The organism is Cloacibacillus evryensis DSM 19522 (assembly GCF_000585335.1).
Classification (GTDB): domain Bacteria; phylum Synergistota; class Synergistia; order Synergistales; family Synergistaceae; genus Cloacibacillus; species Cloacibacillus evryensis.
In genome coordinates, this window is record NZ_KK073872.1 from 1489672 (window position 1) to 1515538 (window position 25867).

The window sequence follows — 25867 nt, forward strand, 5'->3', positions numbered from 1 at the left end:
ATGATAAAAGAATATACTCTGAGGCTGAAGCGGCGCGGCGGGGAGGCGCCGCTTGAATATGCGGACGCCTACCCCCTCTACGCGGCGCTGCTGGAGCTGGCGGGAACACGGACCGCTCAGAACCTTCATGAGGAGGGACGCCCCTCCCTTTCGCAATACCTTATGCCCATGGAGGGCGGCGCCGGCGCTCTCTGGAGAATCACGCTGTGGAAAAAAGAAGAACAGGAAGAGATCGCCCCGCTGCTCACGAAAAACCGGGAATTTACCCTCAGATCGAAAAAAACAACGTTGACAGTGGAAGAAAAAAGCGTGATAGAAATAAGCAGCCTCTCCGAGCTGCTTGAGATCCCCGGCGCGAACCGTGACGCATCGAGGTTCTTCCTCCGTTTTCTCTCTCCCGCGTCCTACCGCAGCGGCGGCGAATACCAGATATTTCCGTCGGTGAGACATATTGTGCGCAGCGCCGCGCAGACATGGAATGATGTCTTTCCTGAAAATTCAATGGACGACGAAGAGGCGATGTCCATGCTGGAGGCCGGCGTAAAAATAACGGGCTATAATCTTAAAAGCGTTTACTATGCCTTGAAGGGAAACAAAATACCGGCTTTTTGCGGAACGGCCACGCTGAACGCGCGCCTTTCCGCGCCGATGCTGCAATTGCTGCGGGCGCTTCTCTCTCTGGGGACATTATGCGGCACGGGGATAAAGACGACGCTTGGGATGGGCGGCATGAAAGCGACAGAATCTCCGCGATGATATGAGGTAAAAGCTCTAAAGGAGACGGACTGTTCGCGATGCTGATCATTCCTGTAAAAAAATAGATTTTCATGAAAAATACCGACCGTGTTTTGTATTAAAAATTGAAGTTCGCGGAAAACGATGGAAAAAATATTGCTGAAGCTGTATATTTTACCGGTACCATTTCAACTCACCCCCGCGAGGGGACGAAAACATCCCGATTTTACAGACGGTCGGCGATGCCGCGAATTTCAACTCACCCCCGCGAGGGGACGAAAACCTATCTGAACTGCTCCCGGTATTTTCCCCTGCCGATTTCAACTCACCCCCGCGAGGGGACGAAAACTTTATGCTCTCGAAAGGGGGAGAAAAAGCAATGATTTCAACTCACCCCCGCGAGGGGACGAAAACACCTCCCTAATCGCGCCTTCACAGCCGTAGCCGAATTTCAACTCACCCCCGCGAGGGGACGAAAACTGTTTCGCGGCTTCTTCTGTATTGCCGTCATTCTCATTTCAACTCACCCCCGCGAGGGGACGAAAACAGGCATCGAGAATACGAAGCGGTAGCGCTTCGGATTTCAACTCACCCCCGCGAGGGGACGAAAACCCTCAAGGATTTGCCTTATATAGCGGTCAGGATTATTTCAACTCACCCCCGCGAGGGGACGAAAACCAGTCAGGCCCGTAAAATCATTATGGAGTACTGCATTTCAACTCACCCCCGCGAGGGGACGAAAACATGTAGCCAAAGTAACAGCCGAGTTCTTCTTCTGATTTCAACTCACCCCCGCGAGGGGACGAAAACCCCTTTCCAAAATCAAAAGTATTGCCTATCCAATTTCAACTCACCCCCGCGAGGGGACGAAAACTTTATCCACACCCTATATATATAGTAGAGTATGGATTTCAACTCACCCCCGCGAGGGGACGAAAACGCGGTCGCGCAGGGATACAACGATTTCAAGGAATTTCAACTCACCCCCGCGAGGGGACGAAAACGCTCTCATTCTTGCGGCAGTAGACGCGGTACTTCATTTCAACTCACCCCCGCGAGGGGACGAAAACGCGCCCCATCGCTGATAAGGCAAATGGTGCGCCGATTTCAACTCACCCCCGCGAGGGGACGAAAACACCCAAAACGGAAAGAGAGCTTAATTAAGTTGATTTCAACTCACCCCCGCGAGGGGACGAAAACCATTTTTCTTAATTTCCGTTACCATATCATTTCATTTCAACTCACCCCCGCGAGGGGACGAAAACATCGGTGTAACAACTTTCTTCATCTCTGCCATTATTTCAACTCACCCCCGCGAGGGGACGAAAACCTCTGGCTCGGGCACCACTATCATCGCCGCCCAATTTCAACTCACCCCCGCGAGGGGACGAAAACATCGTCAACATGACCGAAACTACCACACTTCGAATTTCAACTCACCCCCGCGAGGGGACGAAAACTTTGGCCACTTACAAATTTCGTCAGGTCCGTAATTTCAACTCACCCCCGCGAGGGGACGAAAACAATAACGCCGCGCAAAAAGATAGCGTAGCTCCTAATTTCAACTCACCCCCGCGAGGGGACGAAAACCTCATCGCCAGTTTCTGCGCTACGCGGTCGTAGATTTCAACTCACCCCCGCGAGGGGACGAAAACGCGGTACGCGTGACGGTCAGCTCAAGCATCTATATTTCAACTCACCCCCGCGAGGGGACGAAAACGGCGTCACGCCGTCGGCCGCAAAACCATCCATATTTCAACTCACCCCCGCGAGGGGACGAAAACAAAACTCCCACACTTCGAGCAGTAGTCCATTTCGATTTCAACTCACCCCCGCGAGGGGACGAAAACGCAAGCGGGTAAATACCATGTACTATGAGGCCATTTCAACTCACCCCCGCGAGGGGACGAAAACACAACGCCGAATCTCTTGATCGAAGGCGTGCTTCATTTCAACTCACCCCCGCGAGGGGACGAAAACATCATTGTTACGATTTTAACCCCGATTAGTTGATTTCAACTCACCCCCGCGAGGGGACGAAAACGAAAGGAGGTGAGGCGATGTGATAGATAAAGAAGATTTCAACTCACCCCCGCGAGGGGACGAAAACTAAACATCGCAAACATCACGAGCATGTAATTAATTTCAACTCACCCCCGCGAGGGGACGAAAACTTTCAAACTTAATACGGCGGCCATTTACTTTTACAATTTCAACTCACCCCCGCGAGGGGACGAAAACTGTAAGGTGAGATAATCAATTCTAACTTAATCATTTCAACTCACCCCCGCGAGGGGACGAAAACCTATCCTATTTCTACAGTGGATACACGGCAAGATTTCAACTCACCCCCGCGAGGGGACGAAAACGCCTATAGGCGGCATGGTATAAGCCCCTTAGTTAGATTTCAACTCACCCCCGCGAGGGGACGAAAACGTGAAAAGCTGTTATCTCAGCTTGGATACGTTGAATTTCAACTCACCCCCGCGAGGGGACGAAAACTCAACGTCGCGTGCGCCATCCCCAAAAACATCAAATTTCAACTCACCCCCGCGAGGGGACGAAAACCAAGCTTGGGCAGGAAGAAACGGATATGAAATCGTAATTTCAACTCACCCCCGCGAGGGGACGAAAACACTCCAACCAGAGCGGCGGCGCTGAATACAATTATTTCAACTCACCCCCGCGAGGGGACGAAAACGTCTGTGCAGTTTTTATCAACATCTAGCAGCTCGATTTCAACTCACCCCCGCGAGGGGACGAAAACATCGATGTGCGACAGGGGAGAGCTACCATACAATTTCAACTCACCCCCGCGAGGGGACGAAAACAAACGGTATTGATCGATACCTTAGTTTTATCGCATTTCAACTCACCCCCGCGAGGGGGCGAAAACGTCGGTAGTTTTTTCGGGATCGGGCCCCTCTGCAATTTCAACTCACCCCCGCGAGGGGACGAAAACATCTCCGCGTCCGTTTCTCCGCTGATGAACAGATGATTTCAACTCACCCCCGCGAGGGGACGCAGGCGTGTCGTATGGCGTATTGAAGTGATTGGATAGTTGTTTCAATACGCCTCGCCCGCGACACCGGCGTCGAAGATCCCTACATGAAAGAGGCCTCCGACTTCCTCGACCGCCTCAAAGCCAGGACCCCGGGACTCTCCGCCGATCTGCCGACCCAATACTCATGGCTCACGGGAGAGGCCAGGACCTTCGGAGACTACAGCCTTGTCAACTTCGTACCTTACAAAGAGAGCACAGACGACCAGATACACGCCGAACTCCTCTCCTACGGCGCGAAACTCGGAGGGCCGTCCAGGACCCAAAACGGCGTCCGTCTATCCGACGAACAATACAGCCGCCTCTGCGAACTCCACGGCACGTTGAAAATCGGAGGCCTCACGCTCATGCAGGCCCTCGAACGCGAGGCCTGCTCCGCAACATACCAGAAAGTGCCCGAAGGCGACGCACGCATGAAAGAACTCAACTCCGTCATCGGCAAATACCGCATAGAAGCCAGAAACCGGCTCAAACGCGAATTTCCAGAACTTGCGCCTAAATCTGCCTGGCGGTATAATCAGTCAAATACAGCCGAGACAGACCTGCAAAAACTGATACGTTACGGGCAGTCGTAAAGAAAGGTAAGTGATGTCGATGTCAAAAGTGATAATAGCGTGCGGACCTGGTGGATGCAAAATGTATGAAGCCCCAGAAGGATACACTCTCGAAGAGGCACAAAGACAAGGCATCCTTCGCGAAGTCAAAGAGCATAAGCCCAAAAGAAAACATATCAAACAATACTGGCAGAACAAAGAAGAACATATAGACTAGCCAGTCTTGACATTCCATAACCAACCAAACGCCCTCCCCTGACAAACCCAGTCACGGAGGGTGTTTTTCATTATGGTGCATTATAAGAAGAAGAAACAATTATAACTGACTAAAAGAGGTGATAACAATCTCCATAATAACAAAAACCATCTACACAGCGGACGCCGCAGCCCCTGTCTTTATCGTCTCTTTTCGTATACCTTTCGAGATTTCACACCAACATCTTTTCTGCCGGAGCGCCATGATAAACGCACCAGCAAATTGACAGAGTATAAATTTATGCTTGTAAGCGATTGCGAGAGAATGGTAAATTGCGATTTAGCGCTCTGCCCTTCCGTCGCTCCGGCCTCCGAGCTGGAGCCGAGTGGCGTTGGTTTTTGTTTTACAATCGATGTTGGAACAAACCTGAAGCCACTGGATGCCGGGGCAAGCCCGGCATGACAAGATAAACCCCAATTTGTCGTTCTCTCATAATCACTTATAAAAGCCAATTTATCCTCTGTGACCTGTCGATGCGTCCGCCAGGCGCATATGTCTTTGACGTTCCCACGCCGCTGTTATACAATTATCTGATGTAATAGAGCGGGGGTGCGGAGATGAAGCTTTCTGAGGTTATTTCAAGGATAGAAAAAAGAATACCGAAGAGCTGGGCGGAGCCGTGGGATAATCCCGGCCTTGCCGCGGGCGCTCCTGGTGCGGAGGTATCGCGGATCGCCCTCTCGCTTGACGCGACGCCGGAGACGGTCGCCGCCGCGGCTTCGCTTAGCTGCGGGTTGCTCGTTACTCACCATCCGCTGATCTTTCACCCGCTGAAGTCTGTGGTGAACGATGACTATGTGGGGCGCACGCTCTTTTCCGCGATCCGGCAGGAGGTCGCGGTATACGCGGCGCATACCAACTGGGACTCGTCGCCGGAGGGCGTGAATTTTGAGCTGGCTTCGTTGCTGGGGGTGGAGAAGGCCAAACCGCTGGTCCCCGCGGACAGCGGCGCGTGGGGGATGGGGGCGGCGGGGGAGCTTCCCTCTGCCGTCAGGCTTGCCGAACTTTCGGATCTGCTGCATGAGCGATGGCGTCTCTCTAATTTTACCATCTACGGCGGCGATCGGATGATAAGGAGCGTCGCGCTCGGCGGCGGGGCCTGTCAGGAATTCTGGCGCGAGGCACTGGCGTCTGGCGCGGATTGTTTCATTACCGCAGACCTATCCTATCACTACCGGCAGGAGGCGCTCGACGCCGGGCTCGCGCTCGTGAGCGCCGACCACGGCGAGATGGAGCGGGCTTCGCTGCCGGCATTGAGAGCTGTGATCGAGGCCGAGACGGGCCTTCCCGTCACGCTTATCGAAGAAAAAACCGCGCCTTTTGAACATGGGCGCATATAATTTACAAATGTAATTGAAAGGATGTTTTGTGTGATGGATGAGAGAAAGAGGATTTTCAGCGGTATGAGGCCCACGGGGCGCCTCCATTACGGCCACATGGCGGGAGCGCTCATCAACTGGGTGAAGCTGCAGAATGAATATAATTGCTTCTGGGGCATCGTCGACTGGCACGCGATGATGTCGGATTACGCGGACCCGAGCAAGGTGAAGGAGAATTGCTACGAGATATTGCTCGACTGGCTCGCGGTTGGCGTCGATCCCGAGAAGTCCTCGATCTTCATCCAGTCGCACGTTAAGCAGCACGCGGAGATCCACCTCGCTCTTTCGATGATCACGCCGCTCGGCTGGCTCCAGCGCTGCCCGACTTATAAAGAGCAGATACTCAATCTGCAGAATAAGGACCTTTCGACCTATGCCTTCCTCGGTTATCCCGTGCTGATGGCGGGGGACATCCTGCTCTATAAATCATGGGGGGTGCCGGTAGGCGAGGACCAGAGCGCGCATCTTGAGCTGACGCGCGAGGTGGCGCGCCGCTTCAACGGCTTCTACGGCGAGGTCTTCCCGGAACCGGAGACGCTGCTGACGCCAGCCGCGAAGATGCCGGGGACAGACGGCCGCAAGATGAGCAAATCTTACGGAAATTCGCTGCAGATCGCCGAGGATATGGAGACGATCTGGGGCAAGGTGCGCACGATGATGACCGACCCGGCGCGCGAACGCCGGACGGATAAGGGAACGCCCGAAAAGTGTCCCGTTTGGGATGTACACAAGTTCTTCAATAAGGACGCGCAGGAGCTTGCCGAGATACACGAGGGCTGTCTGAACGCCGGCATCGGCTGTGTCGACTGTAAGAAGAAGCTGATGGCGCATCTCACGGAGATGATGGACCCCATCCAGAAGCGCCGCGCGGAGCTTGCGAAGCGCCCCGACGATCTCAAGCAGATACTTGAGACGGGCGCGGCGCGCGCGCGCAAGGTCGCGGAGGGCACGATGGAAAACGTCTATTCGGCGATGAACCTCATACATTAGGGAAGTCTTGGTGGAAGAGGAAAAGACTGTAGAAAACAGCGGAGAAAATAAGGCGGCTGGATTTGAGGTCCGACTGGGCAGCTTTTCCGGACCGCTTGATTTGCTCTGCCATTTGGTGGAATCCCGCGAGATGGACGCGCTGAAGCTGAATCTCACGGAGCTTGTCACGCAGTACATAAACTTTCTCGTGCAGGCGAAGGGGGCTACCCTCAACGAAATGGCTGAGTTTTTCTCCTTCGCGAGCCGCTTGCTGCTGCGCAAGGTGCATTCACTGTTTCCGGGGCAGGAGCCGGAGGAGCCCGACGACTCCCTCGCCGGTGATTATATCGAGACGGAGGAAGAACTCGAAGCGATCATCAGGAGGTATCGCCCTTTTCGCGCCGCGGCGCGCCGGCTGGCCGCCGCTAAGGAACGGCGCGAGCGATGTTTCCTGCGCGTGACGGACGAAGAGGACAATTATTATTACGATATCGGTGATCTTGAGACGCTCGCCGCGAAGTGGTGGGAGATACTGGCCCTCTATGAGGAGCGGACGCGCGCCGCGGAATACGAGGAGGACACGGTGCTTTGGGACGAGATCCCCGACGCGGTCCCCGAGGAGCGGCAGATCGAGGAGCGCATGGACGAACTGCTCCGCATCGTACGCGGGCGGCGGCTCTCTCTGAGAGAGCTGCTCTCCGACAGGAACCCGAAGACGCTGATCGTCACCCTGCTGGCGCTGCTTGAAATGTCGCGCCTCGGTATGGTGCATATCATACAGACGGAGACACTTGGAGGTGTTGAGATTGCCGCAGATTGAAGAAAATGAAAATATGGGGCTTCTCGAACGGCAGATAGAGGCGCTGCTTTTTGTTTCGCCGCAGCCGGTCTCATCGGTGACGATGGCCGACCATCTGGGGGTCTCGCCCGAACGCGTGGATCGCGCCGTTGCCGCGATAAAGAGCCTCTATGCGAAGGGCAGAGGGCTGACGCTGCTGAACCTGGCCGGCGGCTGGCAGATGGCGACGGCCCCCGACCTTGCCGACACTGTGGAGAGCTTTTCCGCCTACCTTTCGATGCAGCGTATCAGGCTGTCGCGCGCGGCTCTTGAGACGCTCTCCGTGATCGCCTACAATCAGCCGATCACGATGGCGGAGATCGAGGAGATCCGTTCCGTGCGATGCGACCGTGTCGTCGAAACGCTGCTGAAAAACGGCCTTATCGACAGGCCTCGCCGCGAGAACAGGAGAAAATCATTGCGGCGCTACCGTACCACCAACAAATTTCTTGAAATATTCGGGCTCTCCAGCATCAGCGCGCTGCCGACGCTGGAAGAGCTGCGCGAGGAGTGCGAAGCGGACGAGGAGCTTTCCGCCATTGGCGACGGAGAGGCTTCGTGCGGGGAAGGGGAGAGTGAGCTGGGCGATGAGTGAGGAAAACGTCCGCCTTAACAGATATCTGGCTATGTGCGGCGCGGGAGCGCGCCGTAAGGTCGAAGAATATATAACCGCGGGACGGGTAAAGATAAACGGCGAGACCGTATGCGAGCCGGGCCGTCAGGTGGTCCCGGGCGACAGCGTGGAGCTCGACGGCCGTGCCGTCGCACCCGTGGAACAGCGCTATCTTATCTTTCATAAGCCGAAGGGCGTTCTCTGCGCCGTCGAAGATTCGCGCGAACGTACGGTGATCGACATTTTGCCGCCGGAGCTGGACCGTTTCCGTCTCTTCCCCGTAGGGAGGCTCGACCGCGACAGCGAGGGGCTCATCATCCTTACTAACGACGGGATATTCTCCCAGGAACTGATCCACCCGAGGAACGGCTTTACGAAGACCTACGAGGTCGAGCTGCGCAAGCCGCTGGACGAGGAGCGCCTCATACGCTGGAGCGGGGGCGTGCGGGCGGAGGAACATTTTCTCAAACCGATATCCGTGCGCCGCATGGGGCGTACGCCGCTTCAATGCTGGTTCGAGGTGGTGTTGGGCGAGGGTGTCAAACGCGAAATACGCCTGATGGCGAGAGCGCTCGATAACGACGTCCGCCGCCTCTTCCGCAGGAAGATAGGCAAGCTCACATTAAAGGATCTTCCGTCCGGGGAATTCCTCTCCGTGGAGCGTGACGCCCTCTGGGACTATATCAAAAACGGCAGGACCGTATAACTGGAGCGGGGATAATAGTATCAACGCTCCCTGCTTTTATATTGCGGCGTCCCTAAGAGGGCGGCACCTGACCGCCGGTCGCTCCTGGCAGATACTTCGCGCCTATTCATTCAGCATTCCCTCAGGCCAGCTTTCATTTTCCCTGAGGTGTCTCAGCGCGTGCGCGATGTTGCTCTTGAGCTCGGGGATCTCCTTTTCGAGCGAGGCGACTATCTCCTTCGTGCTTTTGCGCTTCGACTTGTCGCCGTAGGGACAGCAGGAGCTTATCACCGGCAGCGCGAGCCGTTCCGCCTCTAATCTTATCCGGCGCTCCTCAACGTAGACAAAAGGGCGGATGACGCGTATCCCTGTGCGGCTCATGTAAAGGTGGGGGTGGAAGCATTTGAAGCGCCCGCCGTAAAAGAGGTTCATCAAGACCGTCTCCGCCGCGTCGTCCTTATGATGGCCGAGGGCGATCACGCCGCAGCCAAGCTCCTTCGAGCTGTTGGCGAGGATGCCGCGCCTCATGTTCGCGCAGAGGCTGCAGGGGGAGCGTTCGTCGCGTTCCTTCATGATCTGGTACGTCGGATGTTTTATGATCGTCAGCGGAATGCCGAGCGTCTCCAGATATTCAGCCAGAAGCTCCGGCTCCATCGCGCCGTTGGATTGGTCTATGAGGCAGGCCCGCAGCGAAAAGCGCACTGGGCTGCGTTTTTTCAGCGCCGCCAGCGCCAGCGCCAGCAAAAGGCTGTCTTTTCCGCCCGAAAGTCCGATCAGTATGCTGTCATTGGGGCGTATCATGCTATAATCCCTTATGGCTTCTCCTGTGAAGCGCGATATTTTTTTTGATAAGGGATAAAGTTCCTCAAAGTTCTGTTTCAGAAAAAATGCCTCCTTTAGGCTGGTGTAACTGATATAATTTTATAATCCTATCACAGAATGTCTCATAATGAGCGGAAGGGATGGCGGCATGAAAAAAAATAGGATAATTCTCGCGGATACAAACTCACTATTTACAGACGCGCTTCGCTTTGTGCTTGCGCAGGAAGCTGATTTTGAGATAGAGACGCGAAACGAGACCGATGCCGACGCCATCCGCGGAATCCTTGCCGCCAGGCCGGATGTGATGGTCATACACCAACTGCGGCCGGACTCAGGCGTGGTCCAGATACTGCGCGAAGTTAAGCGCCGCCTGAAAGACATGCACATCCTCTTTATTGTAAGGGAGACCACCGCCGAGCTTTTCTCGCTTGCTAGCGAGAGCTCCAGCGTGGGCATCATGTCTGAAAGCACCGACCTGCGGGAATTCATGAACGCCCTTAGCGCCGTCTCCCGCGGCGAGCGTTATATCAGCAAGTACATCCTTTCCGCGGTCGGCGCGCAGGACGAGGACGAATTTTACGACGACCCGCTGAACGAGATAACGCCGCGCGAGCGCGAGGTGCTCTACTGGCTGTCCCACGGCCTGACAAACAAGGAAATAGCGCAGCGGATGATACTTTCGGAAAAGACCGTGAAAAACCACGTCAGCCATCTGCTGAAAAAACTCGACCTGACCGATCGTACGAAGGCGGCCGCGCTCGCCTGGAAAGAAGGGCTTCCGCAGATAGCCGAGGAATTTTTCTCGCTTCCCGCCGTACAGCCTATGTTAAAATAGTCTGCATATGATAAGATAAACGCCGTGTTTACCGGGGAGGGCAGATTTTGACCGTCCAAAAAAGCTTTACCATATTTGTAGCGATAGTCATACTATCTATAATTGGAGTATTGTTATGGAGTATAGACGCCTCGACATTCGTGATGCTGAAAAACGCGGACCCCGGGCTTCTGTTCTGCGCCGCTGGCCTCGTCATACTTGGCTGGATACTTGACGCGTTCAAATTCATGACGCTTTCCCGCGCCGCCGGCGAAAAACTTTCCTTCAGATCCACACTTGCCGTCGTCTGGATAAATTACTTCGGCTGCGCCATCACCCCGATGCAGAGCGGCGGTGGCCCCTTTCAGATATATCTGCTCTATAAAGACGGCGTATCTATCGGGAAATCGGTGGCGATCACGCTTGTGCGCACGCTGCAGATACTTTTTTTGCTTGCCCTCGTGGTGCCCTTCTCCCTTCTCGCTGATCCTGAGATCATCAAAAAATATGTCTATATGCGCTGGTATGTCTGTTACGTCGTGATATTCATCATACTCTGCGCCTTCCTGCTCATAGTCAGCGTCATCCGTCCGCAATGGATGAAACATTGGGTCAACGCCGTCCTCGTATGGATAAAGCGCATGGGGATATTGAAGTCGAGATATCTGCTGAACGCGGTACGTTGGGTAAGCCGGGAAATCGACGCCTACAACACGAATATCAAGCTCTTCTCATCTACAGGCAAATGGTGGCTTCTGCTCTCCGCGGTTCTCGCCATCATCCATCTGATAGTCTACATGTCGATAATGCCCTGCCTTATCAAGGCGGCGGGGTTCAACGTAAATTACATACAATGCCTGCTCGCCGAATCCCTGCTCCTCTTTATGCTCTACTTCGTGCCCACTCCCGGCGCGAGCGGGGCGGCCGAGGGCGGGGCCGTTGCCGTCTTCGGACTGTTCGTACCGTGGAGCGTGGCGGGCGTCATGGCCGTAACCTGGAGGCTGCTCTCGGAATACACAGGCATCGCGCTCGGGACATTTATCGTCGTCCGTATGCTGGGCTGGTGCGGGGCGAATAAGGTCATGATCGCTGAACAAGAAGCTATAAAAAAAACAAAGGAGTCGGAGAATGAAGGTAAATAAGAAGATAAGCTCGCTTGCGTTTAAGGGAAGGGGCCTTTTCTGGGGACTATTTGCCGCAGGTATACTCATTTTCCCCGGAGAATTTGACGTTTCCAGATTCATGGTGGGGCTGCTGCTCGTACTGGCGGGACAGATGCTGCGCTTCTGGGCCGCCGGCTTTATTCCCAAATACCGCACCGAGGTGATAGGCGCCCCGGTGTTGATCACCTGGGGGCCCTACAGTTGGGTCAGGAATCCGCTCTATGCGGGGAACGCTCTGATGGGTCTCGGATGGTCCCTCATGGTCAGCTGGGGCTGGGTCGGAGCCTTTGTGATCGCCTTTTTGCTGCTTTATTCGCTGATCGTGATACCGGCGGAAGAAGATTTTCTTGCGGAGAAGTTTGGCGCCGAATACGCCGACTACAAAAGAGTCGTTCCTGCGCTGTTCCCGTGGCCCAGAAGGGGCTTCCCCCCGGCGTCCGCCAATGAAAAGCCGTTTGACGCGAAAAGGGCGCGTGAAGAGGAGATATATTCGATACGCGTCAATATTGTGGTCACACTGGTGATAGTCGCGAGGCTCTTTTTTCTGTAGATCCGCGGCAGGAAGACTGACATGCCGGGAACGCTGATTTTCTCCCGCCTTTAATGGCGCGAACATCATAAATACCTGGCGGCGGCGGGGGTCCGGCTTTACCGCGAGCCGCAGCGCCCTTAAAAAAAGTGCCTCATACCGGTTGACATCTCGGGAAAAATCCGTATAATATTCAACGTTGTCGCTGATGCGGTACGACACCGGGAAATGTTGGGCGGGTAGCTCAGCGGGAGAGCATCTGCCTTACACGCAGAGGGTCGTAGGTTCGAAACCTATCCCGCCCACCATAGGACAACAAGAGTGGAGCTGTAGCTCAATTCGGTTAGAGCGCCGGCCTGTCACGCCGGAGGTCGCGGGTTCAAGTCCCGTCAGCTCCGCCACTTTAAAAAGTTTCGCCTTCGGGATGGCGGGATAGCTCAGTAGGTAGAGCAACGGACTGAAAATCCGTGTGTCCCCAGTTCAATTCTGGGTCCCGCCACCACTAAAAATTGAATAGTTCGTAACAATGCGGAAGTAGCTCAGGGGTAGAGCACAACCTTGCCAAGGTTGGGGTCGCGGGTCCGAATCCCGTCTTCCGCTCCATTTTTTTATAGTCATCCCCTAAGTGAAAATATAACTTTTCTTGCCCTGTGATAGAGCCGCCATACGTCGTTGCATTGTTCCGAGTCGTATATTTTTACCGCACGGCTTTGTTTAGGCGGCTCTCGCCGCCTAAAGTCAATATACCAGCGCCTTCGGGCCGCGGCCGATCAGGTCCTTTCTTCCCGCCTTTATCAGCGCTTTGCGCACGTACTCCCTGTTTTCCGGCATCCAATACTGCAGGAGCGCGCGCTGCATCTTGCGCTCCTCATGGTCCTTCGGTACATAGACTGGCTGCATCGTGAGCGGATCGATGGCCGTATGATATATGCAGGTCGAGAGCGAGCCGGGGGTCGGCGTGAAATCCTGCACCTGCTCGGGGCGCAGGCCGCTGTCGCGGATAAATTCCGCCAGCTCGACCGCCTCCTTCAGCGTCGAACCGGGGTGCGCGGACATGAAGTAGGGGACGAGAAATTGTTTCATTCCAAGTTTGGCGTTCATCTCCGCGTACCTCTTCAGGAATTCTTCCGTCACAGCGCGCGGCGGTTTGCGCATATACCGGAGCACGCCCTCGCTTACATGTTCGGGGGCGATCTTAAGCTGGCCGCTGATGTGATAACGGCAGAGCTCCTCGAGAAAATCCCCCTTTTTGTCCGCGAGGATGTAGTCGTAGCGAAGGCCGGAGCGGATGAACACCTTTTTTATCCGCGGCAGCGCGCGCACCTTGCGCAGCAGCGTGATGTAATCCTCGTGGCCGGCGCGCAGTTTCTTGCAGGGCTGCGGATAGAGGCAGGATTTTCCTTTGCAGGAGCCGCGTTTGACGGACTCCTGACAGGAGGGGACGGTGAAATTAGCCGTAGGGCCGCCGATATCATGGATGTAGCCTTTGAAATCGGGCATCTTCGTCAGCAGCCCGGCCTCTTTTATGATGGACTCGTCGCTCCTTCTCTGGATGATGCGCCCCTGATGGGAGGATATCGCGCAGAAGCCGCATTCGCCGAAGCAGCCGCGGTGGCTCGTGATGCTGAACTTTACCTCGTCAAAGGCCGGCACGCCGCCCGCAGCGTCATAGTCCGGGTGCCAGGCGCGCGTATAGGGCAGCGCGTATATCCTGTCCATCTCGGGCGTCGTAAGCGGCCTTGCCGGCCTGTTTTGGACGACATGCCAGGCGCCCTGGTCCTGAATGAGCCGCTTGCCGCGTATGCCGTCGTTTTCGTCATAGAAGAGCTTGAAAGAGGCGGCGAACTTTGTCTTGTCGGCGCTCACCTCGGCGAACGGGTCCAGTGTCACCGCGTCGTTGGCCGCCGCCGGGTCGTGTGTCTTCCAGCAGGTTCCGGCGACGTCACTTATCGAGGAGATCTCTTCTCCCTCCGCCAGTCTGCGCGCGATCTCCAGCGAGGCGAGCTCGCCCATGCCAAAGACGAGAAGGTCGGCGCGGCTGTCCGTCAGTATGGAACGCCTGACGCTGTCGCTCCAGTAGTCATAGTGCGCGAAGCGGCGCAGGCTGGCCTCGATGCCGCCGATAACCAGGGGGATGTCGCCCCAAAGCTCGCGGACCCTATTTGCGTAGACGATCGTGGCCCTGTCCGGTCTGCGTCCAGCCGCCCCTCCGGGGGTGTAATCGTCGCGGCGGCGTTTTTTGCCGGAGGCGGTGTAGTGGTTGAGCATCGAGTCGAGGTTGCCCGCCGAAAGCATCACGCAGAGGCGCGGGCGGCCTAGCTTCGCGAACTCCTCCGTGCCGCGCCAGTCCGGCTGGGAGACGACGCCGACACGAAAGCCGTGCGCCTCGAGCCAGCGCGCGATTATCGCATGGCCGAAGCTCGGGTGGTCCACATAGGCGTCGCCCGTGACGATGAGGATGTCGAGCTCTTCCCAGCCGCGCGATGCCATGTCGGCCAAGCTCACGGGGAGGAATGCCTTTCTCGGCGGGGAGGAGGGCGCTTTCTGCGGCTGCTTCGTGCGAATTTTATTTTTATTTTCAGGATGGCGTATTGCGCCGGTCTTTTCAGCGGGCATCTCTTTTAATCTCCATTTTTTTCATTTTTGCGCATAAAAATAAAGGGGCGCAATGCCTTATAATTTTACCATCATTGATATATTATATGTCTCATGATAAATGATTATATCGCCGTAGATGGGATAAGATATGAGTTAAGGAGAAACGCGAGGAGGAAGCGGGTCGCGATCGGGGTAGACGGTGATAGTAATTTTTTCATCGCCGCGCCGGTATACACCCCGCGGAAAGAGCTTGAACGCATATTGCGGGAAAATGCCGCCTCGTTTATAGATAAGGTCGCGAAGACAAGGTCATGTCTGCCGGCGGCTGAGCGGAGGTATGAGGAAGGCGGCCTGTTTTATTTTCGCGGCCGGCAATATCCGTTGAGAATTGACCGCGGCCTTGCCGCCGGCAGCCTGAGCTTTGAGGCGGGAGAATTTTTGTCCGCCCCGTTCGACGACGACGACGAAGCGATTCGCCGCCGCTTTGAGCTCTGGTACTTTCACAGGCTGCGGGAGTTGATACAGGCGGAGTTTCCCGCGTGGTGCAAGCGTATCGGCGTCGGCCCTAAGAGGGTGGCGCTGAAAAACGTAAAAACTCTGTGGGGCAGCTGCTCAAGCTCGCAGAGCATCACCTTCAGCGTCCGTCTCGCCCTGGTACCGCCGGCGCTGATGGAATATGTGATGGTACATGAGCTATGCCACATGCTTGAGATGAACCATTCCGCAAAATTTTGGACCTTGGTCGGACGCTTCTGCGGCGACTATGAGGCAAGGCGGGCCGAGTTGAAGCGGGATGGAGGCAAATACAAATGGTGAGGCGCTTGGTTTGGCAGAGACAGACGGATTTTCCTATCCTGAAAATTTCATAAAATATATCGGCACAAGCGGAGGGCGCTTTTCCATGATAAAGCAGGCGCGCAGCACGGGCGGGCTCTGGTTCCGCTACGGCGGCCTCCAGGGAGTGATCGACCCCGGCCCGGGGAGCCTGGCGCACATCTGCGCCGCCGTCCCGCCGCTTGCCGCCGACGCGATAGACCTTGTGATGCTGACGCACAAGCATTTGGATCACAGCACCGACGTTAACGTGCTCATTGAATGTATGACGCACGGCGGGTTTGACGACAGGGGGCTCCTTGTCGCGCCCGGGGACGCGCTTGCCGGCGAGGACCCGGTCGTCCTGAAGTATTCGCAGAAGCGGGTCTCCCGCGTCGCGATTCCGGACGACGGCAAACGAATAGAGCTGGGCCGCGGCGTGACGGCGGAGGCGGTGGCGCATATCCACCACGGCGTCGAATGCTTCGGCTACATATTTCGCCGCGCGGGCCTGAACGACTGGGGGCTCATCAGCGACAGCAGGCTGATGCCCTGCTTTGCCGAAAGGTACGCCGGATGCCGCTTTCTCTCGCTGAATGCCACCTTTCCCAACGCTAAAAGCCGCCTCGACCACATGTCGATCGAAGAGGCGCGCTCCCTGCTCGCGGTGCTGCATCCGCGAATCGCGGCCCTGACGCACCTTGGCGCGATGCTGACCTCTCCTGAGGGAGGACATTTCCTGACGGAGCTCGATACGGAGGAGACGCACGCCGTCGCGGCTACCGACGGTATGGTCGTTGACCTCGATTCCTTGGAGATATACAGGAAGATGGACGAAGCGCCGGCCGCCGCAGTCTATGAGGCATGCTGAATCCGCCAGCGTTTTTGCGGTTCACGCTTGCGTCTCTGATATTTCTGTGATAATATCGCCCGGAGACAGTTTAAGGAGAAGATTCATGAACGTTTGCCGTTTTTACAACGCAAAATCAAATATAAACGGATGGTGGCGCGGTTTTTGATCGCTCCACGGTTTCTTCGCGCAAGTTCGGGAGACCTGGAGAAAAGACCGGGTCTCTTTTGTTTTTTAGAAAAGAAACGAAAGAGGAGAAAAGGACCTCTTTCGTTTTTTTATAGAGAGGAATCAGACAAGACAAGATCAGGAGGAGTTTATTATGAGAGACGAGATAAGAGCGGGATTTCCCGACGGGGCGATGTATGGCGGGTTTGGAGGGTCGTACATTCCCGAGAATCTGGAACCGGTCATGGATGAGATCGCGCGCGAGTATGAAAAATGCCGCGCGGACGCCTCTTTCAAAGAGGAGTATCTGCGCCTGCTGAAGGAATATGTCGGACGGCCGTCGGCGCTTACGGAGTGCCTCAATCTTTCAAAAGAGGCGCGCGGCGTGCGCATTTTCCTCAAACGCGAAGACCTCAACCACACGGGTGCGCATAAAATAAACAACTGCATCGGGCAGGCGCTGCTGGCCAGACGCATGGGGAAAAAGAAGCTCATCGCGGAGACGGGAGCGGGGATGCACGGCGTCGCCACGGCGACCGTAGCCGCGCTGATGGGCATGGAATGCGACATATACATGGGAGCTGTGGACATCGGCCGCCAGGCGCCGAACGTGCTGCGCATGAGGGCGCTGGGCGCGAATGTGGTTTCGGTGGAAGAGGGGCAGAGGACGCTCAAAGAGGCGGTCGACGCCGCTTTGGCCGCGCTCTGCGCCGACACGTCGCTCTTTTACCTCATCGGTTCGGCGGTCGGGCCGCATCCATACCCGACGATGGTACAGGATTTTCAGCGTATAATCGGCGACGAGGCGCGCGCGCAGATACTCGAGCGCGAAGGGCGTCTGCCGAACGCCGTCGTCGCCTGCGTAGGTGGCGGAAGCAACGCGATCGGCGCCTTCACGGCCTTCATCGCGGACACGGAGGTCCGCCTCATTGGAGTGGAACCGGCGGGGCGCGGCCTCACATACGGCAATCATGCGGCGACGCTTACGATGGGAGCGCCCGGCGTCCTGCACGGATTCAGAAGCTATCTGCTCACCGACGGGGCGGGAAATCCCGCGGAAGTCTATTCGATCGCGGCGGGGCTGGATTACCCTTCGGTCGGCCCGGCGCACGCAGACCTCAAAGCCAGCGGGCGCGGGGAATACATCTGTGCCGGGGACAAAGAGGCGCTGGACGCCTTCAAATTGCTCTGCCGCACGGAGGGTATAATCCCGGCGCTTGAAAGCTCGCACGCCCTTGCCGGCGCGCTGGCCGCAGCCAAAGAGATGAATCCCGGCGACATTGTGATAGTGAACCTTTCAGGCCGCGGGGACAAGGACATGGAGACGATCGCGAAGCTCGGCATCATCGGGTAAGGTAAGGCAGGGACAAACATTAAGGCCGTACGCGAAGTACGGCCTTAACTGAAAAACGTTCGGTCGAATATCGTGAAGAGGTCGTTCCTGTCACATTTTCTTGGACATATCGGAGCAGCCGCGTCCCAGCAGGATGAGCCCCATGCCGCTGAAGATGAGGTCTATCCCGAGGATTATTCCGATCACCGCCGCGCCGGTGAAGAAGTTCTTCCACATCATGAAGGCCAGCACCACGCCGAGCACGCCCGACAGCAGTATCCACAGCGAACCGCCGATGGCTTTTACCCGGAAGTATTCGATTATCTTTGTGATCCCGTCGACAAGGAAGTAGGCGGCGAGCAGGATGCTGAGCGTCATTACTCCCGCGAGCGGGTGCGCGAGGAAAACGATGCCCGCGGCGATGGATATTACCGCCATGAAGGCCTGCTGCCAGGGGCTGTCTCCCGAGCGGATCGCCGAATAGGCGCCGAAGGCGTTGCCGAAGCCTATCGCGAGCAGAAAGAAGCCAAGCAGCGTCTCTATCGCGAAGGAGGCCAGCATCGGCATCGACAGTGAGAGGAAGCCTATTACGAGCATAATGCCGCCGACCCAGTAGAATCTCTTCTTACTCTTTGCGAGGTCGTCCTTTGAGAAATTTCCCGTAAATAACATTATCTACATCCTCCCTATTCATATAGCGGACTTTTACGGTTTAAAACCGATCTCATATTGCGCTTTACAGTATAACATAATGGCTGAAAGGGCAACGTAAAAGCGCTGAAAAGAAAGTTTTGTGATATTCTTAGGAAAATATGCTGAGAAAGCGTGGATGAGAAATGGGAGTCGATTGCGAGCGAATACTTGTCAGCGCCTGTCTGTTGGGGATGAATTGCCGTTACTGCGGCGGAGGTTGTGAGGACGAGCGCGCCGCGGAGCTTCTGGCGCAGTATTGCCTGCTGCCCGTCTGCCCCGAACAGCTCGGCGGACTGCCGACTCCGCGCGAGCCTGACGAGATATTGAACGGCCGCGTGATAGGCAGGAGCGGCCAGGACAACACGGAGGCCTTTGAACTCGGCGCGAGAGAGGCGCTGCGGGCGGCTAAACTTTTCAACTGCCGTTTCGCGCTTCTCAAGGAGCGCAGCCCCTCCTGCGGTTCAAATGTGATATATGACGGCAGCTTTACCGGCAGGCGGATCGCAGGCGCCGGAGTCACGGCGCGCCTGCTCGCCGCGGAGGGAATAAAGGTTTTCAGCGAGGAACATATAGACGAATTGAAGGAGGCGCTAAAATGCCGCGCGTAGATATCAATGTGGTGCGCAAGGATGAACTCGAACATAAAAGGTGGAGCGGAGGCGTTACGACGCAGCTCGCGATATGGCCGGAGGATGCGGACTATGCCGCGAGAAAATTTGACTGGCGCATAAGTTCGGCGGTCGTCGAGGATGAAGAATCCACCTTTACGCCGCTTCCGGGGATACACCGGCACCTGATGCTGCTGGAGGGCGGCATCGAGCTCGCCCATGAAGGGGTCGGAAGCCGGCTGATGATACCGCTCGCTGATGTCGCCGAATTTGAAGGCGGATGGGAGACGAGATCTTCCGGCAGATGCGTTGACTTTAACCTCATGACAGCCAAAGATTATGAGGGCAAAATGGAACCAGTAGCCGCAAATAAAAAAATAAAACTGCCCATGCCCCCGGCGTCACGCTGCTGGTACGGATTTTATTCCATCGCTGACGGCGTTGCGGCGGATATTGAGAAGGATGGCCGTTTCGCAAGGGTGACGCTGGATAGAGGGGATTTTCTTCTCATATCGTATCTGCCGGCGCCCGGCGATGAGCTGTCCGTCACGCTCGGCTCACAGGCGGAGATCCCGGCCGTGAGCGCCGCAGTCTGGCGGAAGAGCTGATTTGCTGCCGCCCGAGACGGTTGGCTGCAGGATAGAGGCGCTCCAATTCGCGCCGGAATCACGCTGGGAGGAGGCTCTTGCCGTCAGGGCGGACGGCGATCCTGAATCGACGAAGGCGTGGCTGGCTCGCTTTTGCGACAGGCGGCTCGGCGTGGAGCTGTTTTTCAAACAGCCGCATACCGGCGGCCTGCGGGCCTTTATCGGCGTGCGGCTGGATTTTTCGGAAGATGCCGGCGCCGCCGCCGTCGAGATCTCTGAAATGTTCGTTTCCCGGCGTTTATGCACGGTCGGAGATTTTTTGTCCTTTACGGAACGCAGGCTGGGCTTGCCGCTCTTCGCCGGCTCTCCCTCTTTTATGGAGCTCGGCCTCGTCAACCTTTGGAAATCTTTCGGGGCCGTGACCTTCTGGCGCGCGGGCGGAGCGGCTCCCTTTGAAAAATTTAAGGACGCGCTTTCCGCCGAGCCGCGTTATCTTCAAAAACTGCCCGCGCCGCCGGCGATAGAGACGGCATATTCCGAGCCTGTTCCTCACTGGCTCGGAATATATGTCGGCTCCACACTTGCGGACGGGAGCTGTATCTTGGATATGGACGCCGCGGCCCGCTGTTTGAAGGCGGATGGGAGCCATCCGGCGTGACGTACCGCCTTTACCTCTCGCAGAGCCCCCGGAAGAAGGAGAACAGCGCCGAGGCGGCGAGCGCCGCGGTGCGGTGGTCTTCGTCGAGGATCGGCGAGACCTCCATTATATCGAGATACTTTACTTTTATGCTGCGTCCCGCGAGGTAGGCTATCTTGTCCAGCTCCGGGGCCTTGAGCCCGCTCGGATTGCTGGCGGAGGCTCCCGGCGCCTCCGTGCTGCGGACGGCGTCGATGTCCAGAGAGACGGCGATCGACCGGCTGTTTTTTCCGGCGGCGTTGAGCGCCTGCAGGAAGAATTCCATCACCCTCTCCGAGACTTCGCGCAGCGTGATGACGTGTCCGCCCTGTTCGAGCACCCAGTTATAATAATAGGGAGAATTGTACTGTTCCTGAATGCCGAATTCGACGAAAGCCTCTCCGCGAAGTGCTTTGTCCGGCAGCTGCGTCAGCGCGCGATAGAAAGAGGTCCCGCTGTTGATGCCGTTTTCGTCGCTGCGCACGTCTAGGTGAGCGTCGACGTTTATCAGCCCCATGCCGTCATGTCCGATATTGGCTCCTTTCACCAACCCCGCGACCCCGGGATAGGTGAGGTCATGGCCGCCGCCGAGGACTATCGGCAGTCCGCCGCGGGCCGTTATTTCGGCGACCGCCTCGGTCTCCGCCTGATGGACCTCTTCAAGTGTGAGGTCCTTTGTCCTTATGTTGCCGACGTCGGCGATCCGCAGACGGTGAAAATCCGCGCTGAATCCGGGCGTCAGCCGATAGAGCCGGCGTCTGATATCGTCGGGGCCGTCCGCGGCTCCCGCGCGTCCCTTGTTAGCCGTTATCCCGCGGTCCTCGGGGACGCCGATGATCGCGACGGTCCCCTCTTCCACTTCCTTGACGTTTATGCGCGACACCAGTTCGCCGAGCCTGCGGTCCTTGGGGTCGTTCCGGCTGTAAAAAAGATCTCTGGCCGCCGGATCTATTTTGTATCTCATAGCGTTTTCCTCCTCAAATGGGTGGTGCAATCATTAGATTTTATCCCCGGCGGCTTAGGAACACAAGGCGCGGCATAATAATAACGTCAAAAGGCGGCTCTGGTATACTCTCGCCAGGCGGCGTAAAAGTTATATAATATTAGCCAATATGAAAAACCAAGGATGGTGGCAGCTATGAAAGAACTGAAGATGTTTATGTTTGAGGGATGCCCGCACTGCAAACGGGCCAAGGAGATGATATCGGAGCTGCTTGCCGGGCATCCGGAGTATAAAGATGTTCCGTTCGTGATGATCGACGAGAAGAAGGAGCCCGCCGTCGCGGATAAGTACGATTATTATTATGTCCCGACCTTCTTTGCCGGCGACGAGAAGATAGCAGAGGGCGTTCCCACCAAAGAGGGTGTGGAAAAGGCTTTCCGCGCGGCCTATAACGGATAGGCGGCCGGACCGTTGAAGAACGTTGACGATCTGGAAATAATGGAGCTGGTGGGCGGTACTCCGCTCTATCGGCTCAAAGGGGACAGCGGCGGCGCCGAGGTCTGGGTAAAGCTCGAAGGGGCGAATCCCGGCGGCTCGATAAAGGACCGCGCCGCGTGGGGGATGCTAAAAGATGCTCAGCGCCGGGGACTGCTCACGGAAAAGACGGTGATCGTTGAGCCGACCAGCGGGAACACTGGCATCGGTCTCGCGATGCTGGGGCGCGCGCTGGGCCTCCCCGTGATCCTGACGATGCCCGAATCGATGTCCAAAGAACGCCGTGCGGTGCTTGCCGCCTTTGGCGCGCGGCTGGTGCTTACACCGGCCTCCGCGGGAATGGCCGGCGCGGTGGACGAGGCGAAGCGGATATTGAGCGAGGATAAAAACGCGCTGCTGCTTGACCAGTTTTCGAATCCGGGCAATCCGCGCGCTCATGAAGAGACTACGGGGCCGGAGATATTGGCTCAGCTGCCGGAGGGCAAAAGGCTCGCGGCCTTTGTCGCCTCCTTCGGTACGGGGGCCACTGTGACGGGCGTCGGGCGCGCTTTGCGCAAGGATTTTCCCGATGTGAGGATCGTCGCCGTCGAGCCGGCCTCCAGCCCGCTGATCACGAAGGGGAAGGCGGGGCCGCATAAGATACAGGGCATCGGCGCGAACTTCGTTCCCGCCAATCTCGCCGTATCGGAGATAGACGAGTTTATGACGGTCACCGACGGCGACGCTCTGGAGACCGCACGCAGGCTGGCCGCCGAGGAGGGGTTGTTCAGCGGCATCTCCACCGGGGCGAACGTCTGGGCGGCGCTGAAGATCGCGAAAGAGCTGCCGCGTGACAGCCTCGTCGTTACCGTCCAGCCTGACCGCGGCGATAAATACCTGAGCGTTTTTTCCGAGGGCGCTTAGCGGCTTGCCGCCGGCGTGTTTTGAAAAGCGCCGTTTATTGATATGTAAACGCGGCGTGCCCGCGTTCCCCTGAACGCCGCGGCCGCATTTGGCACCGGCCGTCTTAGAGAGAGTTTTTTCGGGACGGCCGGTTGCTGTTGCCGGGCAATCGGCGCGGGATATTTTTTTCTTGGACGTATTTTCTTTTCTTTTTCGTAATATATGTATGGCAGATCCATAAAATTCTGTATAATAGTCAATCAGGAGCTGTACAAAACAACTCGTTGCTGATATTTTATTAGTGTAAATAAAGTCGCGGAGGAATTCTATGCCTTTGGTACAGGTCGATAAAAACTTGAAGGAAAAGATGCTTTTCATAAAAAAATTTGTCTCAGAACCGCGTATTATCGGCAGCATAACCCCGAGCTCGCCGCAGCTTGTCGCCTCTATGCTCTGTAATGTGGACTGGGAGCGCGTGGGCGCGATCGCGGAGTTCGGCGCCGGTACCGGCGTGGTGACGAAGGCGATAATAAAGAATAAACGGCCGCAGAGCAGGCTCTTTGTATTTGAGATAGAGAGCGACCTCCGGCAAAAGCTGAGCCGCGACACGGGGCTTGACATCTATGACGATGCCGCTAAGCTGCCGCGTGTGCTCGAGGATGAGAGGTTAAAGAAGGTGGACCTGATAGTTTCCGGCCTGCCCTACGCTGTTTTGCCGCAATGCGTCACCGCCTCCGTGCTTGACGGGATATCACGGACGCTGGACGACGACGGGATGTTCGTCGCCTTCCAGTATTCCCTTCACATGAAGGGAGCATTCGAGCGGATCTTCAAAGAAGTAAGGACGAGGTTTGTGATGATGAACATTCCCCCCGCTTTTGTCTATGAGTGCCGGGGGCTGAAATAGGGGATATCGCGGTTTTATTCTAAAATCTGACCGCTTCCGCAGGGAGTTTACGCCGACAAGGGCCTCGCGTATGTGCGGGCCCTTGTCGATTTGTTATTATGAGTTAATAGGCCTCCGCCGGAGCCGCTGGCAGGTTTTCGAGCTTTTTGCGGCTTTCGCGCACCTTGCGTGCCTCTTTCGCGGCGTAGGCTTCGAGCTTTGCCGTCAGTTCGTCGTCGCTCGCGGCGACGATGCGCGCCGCCAGCAGGCAGGCGTTTTTCGCGCCGTTGAGTCCCACTGAGGCCGCGGGAACGCCGGGAGGCATCTGCGTGATCGAGAGCAGCGCGTCGAGGCCGTCAAGAGCGCCGCCCTTGACGGGAACGCCGATCACGGGCAGAGTGGTGGCGGCTGCGACAACGCCGGGCAGTGCCGCCGAGAGGCCGGCGACGGCGATGATCGCCCTTATGCCGCGCCTGCGCGCGCCCTTTGCGTAGTTTTCAACGTCCGCCGGCGTGCGGTGCGCCGAGGCGATCGCAACTTCAAATTCTATGCCGAGCTCCTCAAGGATGGGCGTCCCCTTTTCCACGACGGGAATGTCGGAGGCGGAGCCCATGATTATACCGATTTTTGCCGTCATCTTATTTCCCCCTCTTCAGCGATTTGTCGCCGATGTCGTTTCTGTAGTGGGCCTTTGCGAAATGTATCTTTTTTACCCGCCCGTAGGCGCGTTCACGCGCCGTTGGCAGGTCGTCCGCGAGGCCGACTACGGTGAGGACGCGGCCGCCGTTGGTGACGAGTTCGCCCTTATCGTTGAGTTTCGTGCCGGCGTGGTAGACGAAGGTGTTTTCTATCTCTTCGTCCGCGCCGCTGATCGTACAGCCTTTCTCGAAGGCGTCGGGATATCCGCCGGAGGCCATGACGACCCCCAGCGCGACGCATTTGGCGCCGGGCCATTCCGTATCCGCCAGCTCGCCCTTGGCGCAGGCAAGGATGACTTCGCCGAAGTCGCCGCCGAAGGCGGGCAGCACGACCTGCGTCTCCGGGTCTCCGAGGCGCACGTTATATTCGAGGACTGACAGCGAACCGTCCGGCTTTATCATGATGCCGGCGTAGATGACGCCGCAGAAGGGGATATCTTCGGCTTTGAGCCCGTCGACCGTCGGGGTGAGGACCTCGTCGGTGACCTTCTTCATGAAGGCCTCGTCTACCCACGGAACGGGCGAGTAGGCTCCCATGCCGCCTGTGTTGTTGCCCTTGTCGCCGTCGAGCGCCCGCTTGTGGTCCTGGCTGGAGGGGAGGATGCGCACCGTCTTGCCGTCTGTGAGGGCGAGCACGGTCATCTCCATTCCCTGGACGTAGTCTTCGACGACTATCAGGTTGCCCGCACTGCCGAGTTTCTGCTCCTCAAGCATCATGCGGCAGGTGGCGACGGCCTCATCGTAACTTTCGGGGAGAAAGGCCCCTTTGCCGGCCGCGAGGCCGTCCGCCTTGACTACGAACGGCGCGCTGCGCTTCGCAAGGGCGGCCTTGCATTCGTCGAGGTCGGTGCAGAGGTCGAAGTCGGAGGTTGGAATGCCGTGCCTTTTCATGAACTGCTTGGAGAAAGCTTTGCTGCCCTCAAGGCGGGCGCCTGAAGCTCCCGGCCCCATGACGAGGATGCCCGCCGCGCGCAGCGCGTCCGCCGTGCCGGCCACGAGAGGTGCTTCCGGTCCGATGAAGACGAGTTCAATGCCGAGTTCGCGGCAGAGCCCGACCATGGCCTGCGGATCGCAGGGATCTCCGGCGTGGCAGCGCGCGAGCTTCGCGATTCCAGGGTTGCCGGGGCAGCAGTGCAGTCCGCCCGTTATCTTTGATTGGGAAAATGCATGGACGACCGCGTGTTCTCTGCCGCCGCCGCCTAATACCATTACCTTCATT

General features: G+C 57.0%; 25 protein-coding genes, 4 tRNA genes and 1 CRISPR repeat array. Of the genes, 23 read left to right on the forward strand and 6 right to left on the reverse strand.

The annotated features are described in order from the left end of the window. From cas6 to CLOEV_RS06590, 7 genes are all read left to right on the forward strand, one after another. Complete coding sequence (gene cas6 / locus CLOEV_RS06555; protein WP_008711427.1) at positions 1-756, forward strand: CRISPR system precrRNA processing endoribonuclease RAMP protein Cas6; 756 nt, start codon at positions 1-3, stop codon at positions 754-756. A gap of 164 nt (positions 757-920) precedes the next feature. Next, a CRISPR array of direct repeats spans positions 921-3764; the repeat unit is 32 nt; unit sequence ATTTCAACTCACCCCCGCGAGGGGACGAAAAC. Between the two features lie 79 nt (positions 3765-3843). After that, on the forward strand, positions 3844-4371 hold the full coding sequence (locus CLOEV_RS06560; RefSeq protein WP_034442632.1) for a hypothetical protein: 528 nt from the start codon (positions 3844-3846) through the stop codon (positions 4369-4371). 792 nt (positions 4372-5163) lie between these two features. Continuing rightward, positions 5164-5946 (forward strand): Nif3-like dinuclear metal center hexameric protein, encoded by a 783-nt coding sequence (locus CLOEV_RS06570; RefSeq protein ID WP_051484931.1) that lies wholly within the window; start codon positions 5164-5166, stop codon positions 5944-5946. Between the two features lie 33 nt (positions 5947-5979). Beyond that, positions 5980-6975: a tryptophan--tRNA ligase gene (gene trpS, locus CLOEV_RS06575; protein WP_008711440.1), complete on the forward strand. Its 996-nt coding sequence runs from the start codon at positions 5980-5982 to the stop codon at positions 6973-6975. Positions 6976-6985: 10 nt separating this feature from the next. After that, positions 6986-7774, forward strand: a complete 789-nt coding sequence (locus tag CLOEV_RS06580; protein ID WP_051484932.1) for a segregation and condensation protein A — start codon at positions 6986-6988, stop codon at positions 7772-7774. Further along, positions 7752-8387, forward strand: a complete 636-nt coding sequence (gene scpB / locus CLOEV_RS06585; protein ID WP_372493880.1) for an SMC-Scp complex subunit ScpB — start codon at positions 7752-7754, stop codon at positions 8385-8387. The genes CLOEV_RS06580 and scpB overlap by 23 nt, the downstream gene beginning before the upstream one ends. After that, positions 8380-9111, forward strand: coding sequence for a pseudouridine synthase (locus CLOEV_RS06590; RefSeq protein ID WP_034442638.1), 732 nt, complete (start codon positions 8380-8382; stop codon positions 9109-9111). The genes scpB and CLOEV_RS06590 overlap by 8 nt, the downstream gene beginning before the upstream one ends. A gap of 102 nt (positions 9112-9213) precedes the next feature. Here CLOEV_RS06590 and CLOEV_RS06595 read toward each other — a convergent pair whose 3' ends face one another. Continuing rightward, complete coding sequence (locus CLOEV_RS06595) at positions 9214-9891, reverse strand: tRNA 2-thiocytidine biosynthesis TtcA family protein (RefSeq protein ID WP_051484933.1); 678 nt, start codon at positions 9889-9891, stop codon at positions 9214-9216. A 169-nt stretch (positions 9892-10060) separates the two neighbouring features. Here CLOEV_RS06595 and CLOEV_RS06600 point away from each other — a divergent pair, with 169 nt between their 5' ends. The 7 genes from CLOEV_RS06600 (at position 10061) to CLOEV_RS06630 (ending at position 13021) form a co-directional block, all read left to right on the forward strand. Continuing rightward, on the forward strand, positions 10061-10747 hold the full coding sequence (locus CLOEV_RS06600) for a response regulator transcription factor (RefSeq protein WP_008711449.1): 687 nt from the start codon (positions 10061-10063) through the stop codon (positions 10745-10747). A 47-nt stretch (positions 10748-10794) separates the two neighbouring features. Continuing rightward, positions 10795-11868, forward strand: coding sequence for a lysylphosphatidylglycerol synthase transmembrane domain-containing protein (locus tag CLOEV_RS06605; protein ID WP_008711451.1), 1074 nt, complete (start codon positions 10795-10797; stop codon positions 11866-11868). Then, positions 11855-12439: a methyltransferase family protein gene (locus CLOEV_RS06610; RefSeq protein WP_008711452.1), complete on the forward strand. Its 585-nt coding sequence runs from the start codon at positions 11855-11857 to the stop codon at positions 12437-12439. Before CLOEV_RS06605 ends, CLOEV_RS06610 begins: the two co-directional genes overlap by 14 nt. Before the next feature lie 212 nt (positions 12440-12651). Continuing rightward, positions 12652-12726, forward strand: a tRNA-Val gene (locus CLOEV_RS06615). Between the two features lie 15 nt (positions 12727-12741). Continuing rightward, positions 12742-12819, forward strand: a tRNA-Asp gene (locus CLOEV_RS06620). Positions 12820-12844: 25 nt separating this feature from the next. After that, positions 12845-12920, forward strand: a tRNA-Phe gene (locus CLOEV_RS06625). 26 nt (positions 12921-12946) lie between these two features. Beyond that, positions 12947-13021, forward strand: a tRNA-Gly gene (locus tag CLOEV_RS06630). Between the two features lie 135 nt (positions 13022-13156). Here CLOEV_RS06630 and CLOEV_RS06635 read toward each other — a convergent pair. Beyond that, on the reverse strand, positions 13157-15034 hold the full coding sequence (locus CLOEV_RS06635; RefSeq protein WP_051484934.1) for a YgiQ family radical SAM protein: 1878 nt from the start codon (positions 15032-15034) through the stop codon (positions 13157-13159). A 93-nt stretch (positions 15035-15127) separates the two neighbouring features. Between CLOEV_RS06635 and CLOEV_RS06640 the strand changes: the two genes are divergently transcribed. The 3 genes from CLOEV_RS06640 to trpB all read left to right on the forward strand — a co-directional run bounded on the left by CLOEV_RS06640 (position 15128) and on the right by trpB (position 18201). Further along, the gene (locus CLOEV_RS06640) at positions 15128-15832 is read left to right on the forward strand and encodes a M48 family metallopeptidase (protein WP_034442644.1); all 705 of its coding nucleotides are present in this window, start codon (positions 15128-15130) and stop codon (positions 15830-15832) included. A 10-nt stretch (positions 15833-15842) separates the two neighbouring features. Next, a complete protein-coding gene (locus CLOEV_RS06645; RefSeq protein ID WP_050805899.1) occupies positions 15843-16700 on the forward strand; it encodes an MBL fold metallo-hydrolase in 858 nt (285 codons plus the stop codon). Positions 16701-17001: 301 nt separating this feature from the next. Continuing rightward, positions 17002-18201 carry a tryptophan synthase subunit beta gene (trpB, locus tag CLOEV_RS06650; RefSeq protein ID WP_008711460.1) on the forward strand — a complete coding sequence of 400 codons (1200 nt, stop codon included), beginning with the start codon at positions 17002-17004 and terminating at the stop codon, positions 18199-18201. A 90-nt stretch (positions 18202-18291) separates the two neighbouring features. Here the strand turns inward: trpB and CLOEV_RS06655 are convergent, their stop codons facing one another. Continuing rightward, positions 18292-18852 carry an HdeD family acid-resistance protein gene (locus CLOEV_RS06655; protein ID WP_008711461.1) on the reverse strand — a complete coding sequence of 187 codons (561 nt, stop codon included), beginning with the start codon at positions 18850-18852 and terminating at the stop codon, positions 18292-18294. Positions 18853-19016: 164 nt separating this feature from the next. Here CLOEV_RS06655 and CLOEV_RS06660 point away from each other — a divergent pair, with 164 nt between their 5' ends. The 3 genes from CLOEV_RS06660 to CLOEV_RS06670 are packed head-to-tail and all read left to right on the forward strand — an operon-like array spanning position 19017 to position 20726. Beyond that, positions 19017-19481: a 2-thiouracil desulfurase family protein gene (locus CLOEV_RS06660; RefSeq protein WP_034442646.1), complete on the forward strand. Its 465-nt coding sequence runs from the start codon at positions 19017-19019 to the stop codon at positions 19479-19481. After that, positions 19469-20089, forward strand: a complete 621-nt coding sequence (locus tag CLOEV_RS15920) for a HutD/Ves family protein (RefSeq protein ID WP_051484935.1) — start codon at positions 19469-19471, stop codon at positions 20087-20089. Before CLOEV_RS06660 ends, CLOEV_RS15920 begins: the two co-directional genes overlap by 13 nt. Position 20090: 1 nt before the next feature. Further along, complete coding sequence (locus CLOEV_RS06670) at positions 20091-20726, forward strand: hypothetical protein (protein WP_034442649.1); 636 nt, start codon at positions 20091-20093, stop codon at positions 20724-20726. Positions 20727-20736: 10 nt separating this feature from the next. On the opposite strand, the gene CLOEV_RS06675 is transcribed toward CLOEV_RS06670, so the two are convergent. After that, complete coding sequence (locus CLOEV_RS06675; protein ID WP_034442652.1) at positions 20737-21708, reverse strand: formimidoylglutamase; 972 nt, start codon at positions 21706-21708, stop codon at positions 20737-20739. A gap of 174 nt (positions 21709-21882) precedes the next feature. On the opposite strand from CLOEV_RS06675, the gene CLOEV_RS06680 reads away from it, so the two are divergent. The 3 genes from CLOEV_RS06680 to CLOEV_RS06695 all read left to right on the forward strand — a co-directional run bounded on the left by CLOEV_RS06680 (position 21883) and on the right by CLOEV_RS06695 (position 23971). Further along, the gene (locus CLOEV_RS06680) at positions 21883-22146 is read left to right on the forward strand and encodes a glutaredoxin family protein (protein WP_034442655.1); all 264 of its coding nucleotides are present in this window, start codon (positions 21883-21885) and stop codon (positions 22144-22146) included. A gap of 12 nt (positions 22147-22158) precedes the next feature. Next, entirely contained in the window at positions 22159-23085 is a 927-nt protein-coding gene (cysK, locus tag CLOEV_RS06685) for a cysteine synthase A (RefSeq protein WP_008711473.1), read from the forward strand. Positions 23086-23392: 307 nt separating this feature from the next. Then, positions 23393-23971: a class I SAM-dependent methyltransferase gene (locus CLOEV_RS06695; protein WP_008711475.1), complete on the forward strand. Its 579-nt coding sequence runs from the start codon at positions 23393-23395 to the stop codon at positions 23969-23971. 103 nt (positions 23972-24074) lie between these two features. On the opposite strand, the gene purE is transcribed toward CLOEV_RS06695, so the two are convergent. Beyond that, positions 24075-24587: a 5-(carboxyamino)imidazole ribonucleotide mutase gene (purE, locus tag CLOEV_RS06700; RefSeq protein WP_008711476.1), complete on the reverse strand. Its 513-nt coding sequence runs from the start codon at positions 24585-24587 to the stop codon at positions 24075-24077. A 1-nt stretch (position 24588) separates the two neighbouring features. Continuing rightward, entirely contained in the window at positions 24589-25866 is a 1278-nt protein-coding gene (purD, locus tag CLOEV_RS06705) for a phosphoribosylamine--glycine ligase (RefSeq protein ID WP_034442664.1), read from the reverse strand. Position 25867: the final 1 nt, after the last annotated feature.

Coding starts and splice junctions, on each gene's coding strand:
- CLOEV_RS06610 (WP_008711452.1), top strand. CDS start 11,855: ATGAAGGTAAATAAGAAGATAAGCTCGCTTGCGTTTAAGGGAAGGGGC.
- trpS (WP_008711440.1), top strand. CDS start 5,980: ATGGATGAGAGAAAGAGGATTTTCAGCGGTATGAGGCCCACGGGGCGC.
- CLOEV_RS06675 (WP_034442652.1), bottom strand. CDS start 21,708: ATGAGATACAAAATAGATCCGGCGGCCAGAGATCTTTTTTACAGCCGG.
- cas6 (WP_008711427.1), top strand. CDS start 1: ATGATAAAAGAATATACTCTGAGGCTGAAGCGGCGCGGCGGGGAGGCG.
- CLOEV_RS06595 (WP_051484933.1), bottom strand. CDS start 9,891: ATGATACGCCCCAATGACAGCATACTGATCGGACTTTCGGGCGGAAAA.
- CLOEV_RS06640 (WP_034442644.1), top strand. CDS start 15,128: ATGATAAATGATTATATCGCCGTAGATGGGATAAGATATGAGTTAAGG.
- CLOEV_RS06680 (WP_034442655.1), top strand. CDS start 21,883: ATGAAAGAACTGAAGATGTTTATGTTTGAGGGATGCCCGCACTGCAAA.
- CLOEV_RS06635 (WP_051484934.1), bottom strand. CDS start 15,034: ATGCCCGCTGAAAAGACCGGCGCAATACGCCATCCTGAAAATAAAAAT.
- CLOEV_RS06695 (WP_008711475.1), top strand. CDS start 23,393: ATGCCTTTGGTACAGGTCGATAAAAACTTGAAGGAAAAGATGCTTTTC.
- CLOEV_RS06570 (WP_051484931.1), top strand. CDS start 5,164: ATGAAGCTTTCTGAGGTTATTTCAAGGATAGAAAAAAGAATACCGAAG.
- purD (WP_034442664.1), bottom strand. CDS start 25,866: ATGAAGGTAATGGTATTAGGCGGCGGCGGCAGAGAACACGCGGTCGTC.
- CLOEV_RS06590 (WP_034442638.1), top strand. CDS start 8,380: ATGAGTGAGGAAAACGTCCGCCTTAACAGATATCTGGCTATGTGCGGC.
- trpB (WP_008711460.1), top strand. CDS start 17,002: ATGAGAGACGAGATAAGAGCGGGATTTCCCGACGGGGCGATGTATGGC.
- CLOEV_RS06660 (WP_034442646.1), top strand. CDS start 19,017: ATGGGAGTCGATTGCGAGCGAATACTTGTCAGCGCCTGTCTGTTGGGG.
- CLOEV_RS06655 (WP_008711461.1), bottom strand. CDS start 18,852: ATGTTATTTACGGGAAATTTCTCAAAGGACGACCTCGCAAAGAGTAAG.
- purE (WP_008711476.1), bottom strand. CDS start 24,587: ATGACGGCAAAAATCGGTATAATCATGGGCTCCGCCTCCGACATTCCC.
- CLOEV_RS06600 (WP_008711449.1), top strand. CDS start 10,061: ATGAAAAAAAATAGGATAATTCTCGCGGATACAAACTCACTATTTACA.
- CLOEV_RS06560 (WP_034442632.1), top strand. CDS start 3,844: ATGAAAGAGGCCTCCGACTTCCTCGACCGCCTCAAAGCCAGGACCCCG.
- CLOEV_RS15920 (WP_051484935.1), top strand. CDS start 19,469: ATGCCGCGCGTAGATATCAATGTGGTGCGCAAGGATGAACTCGAACAT.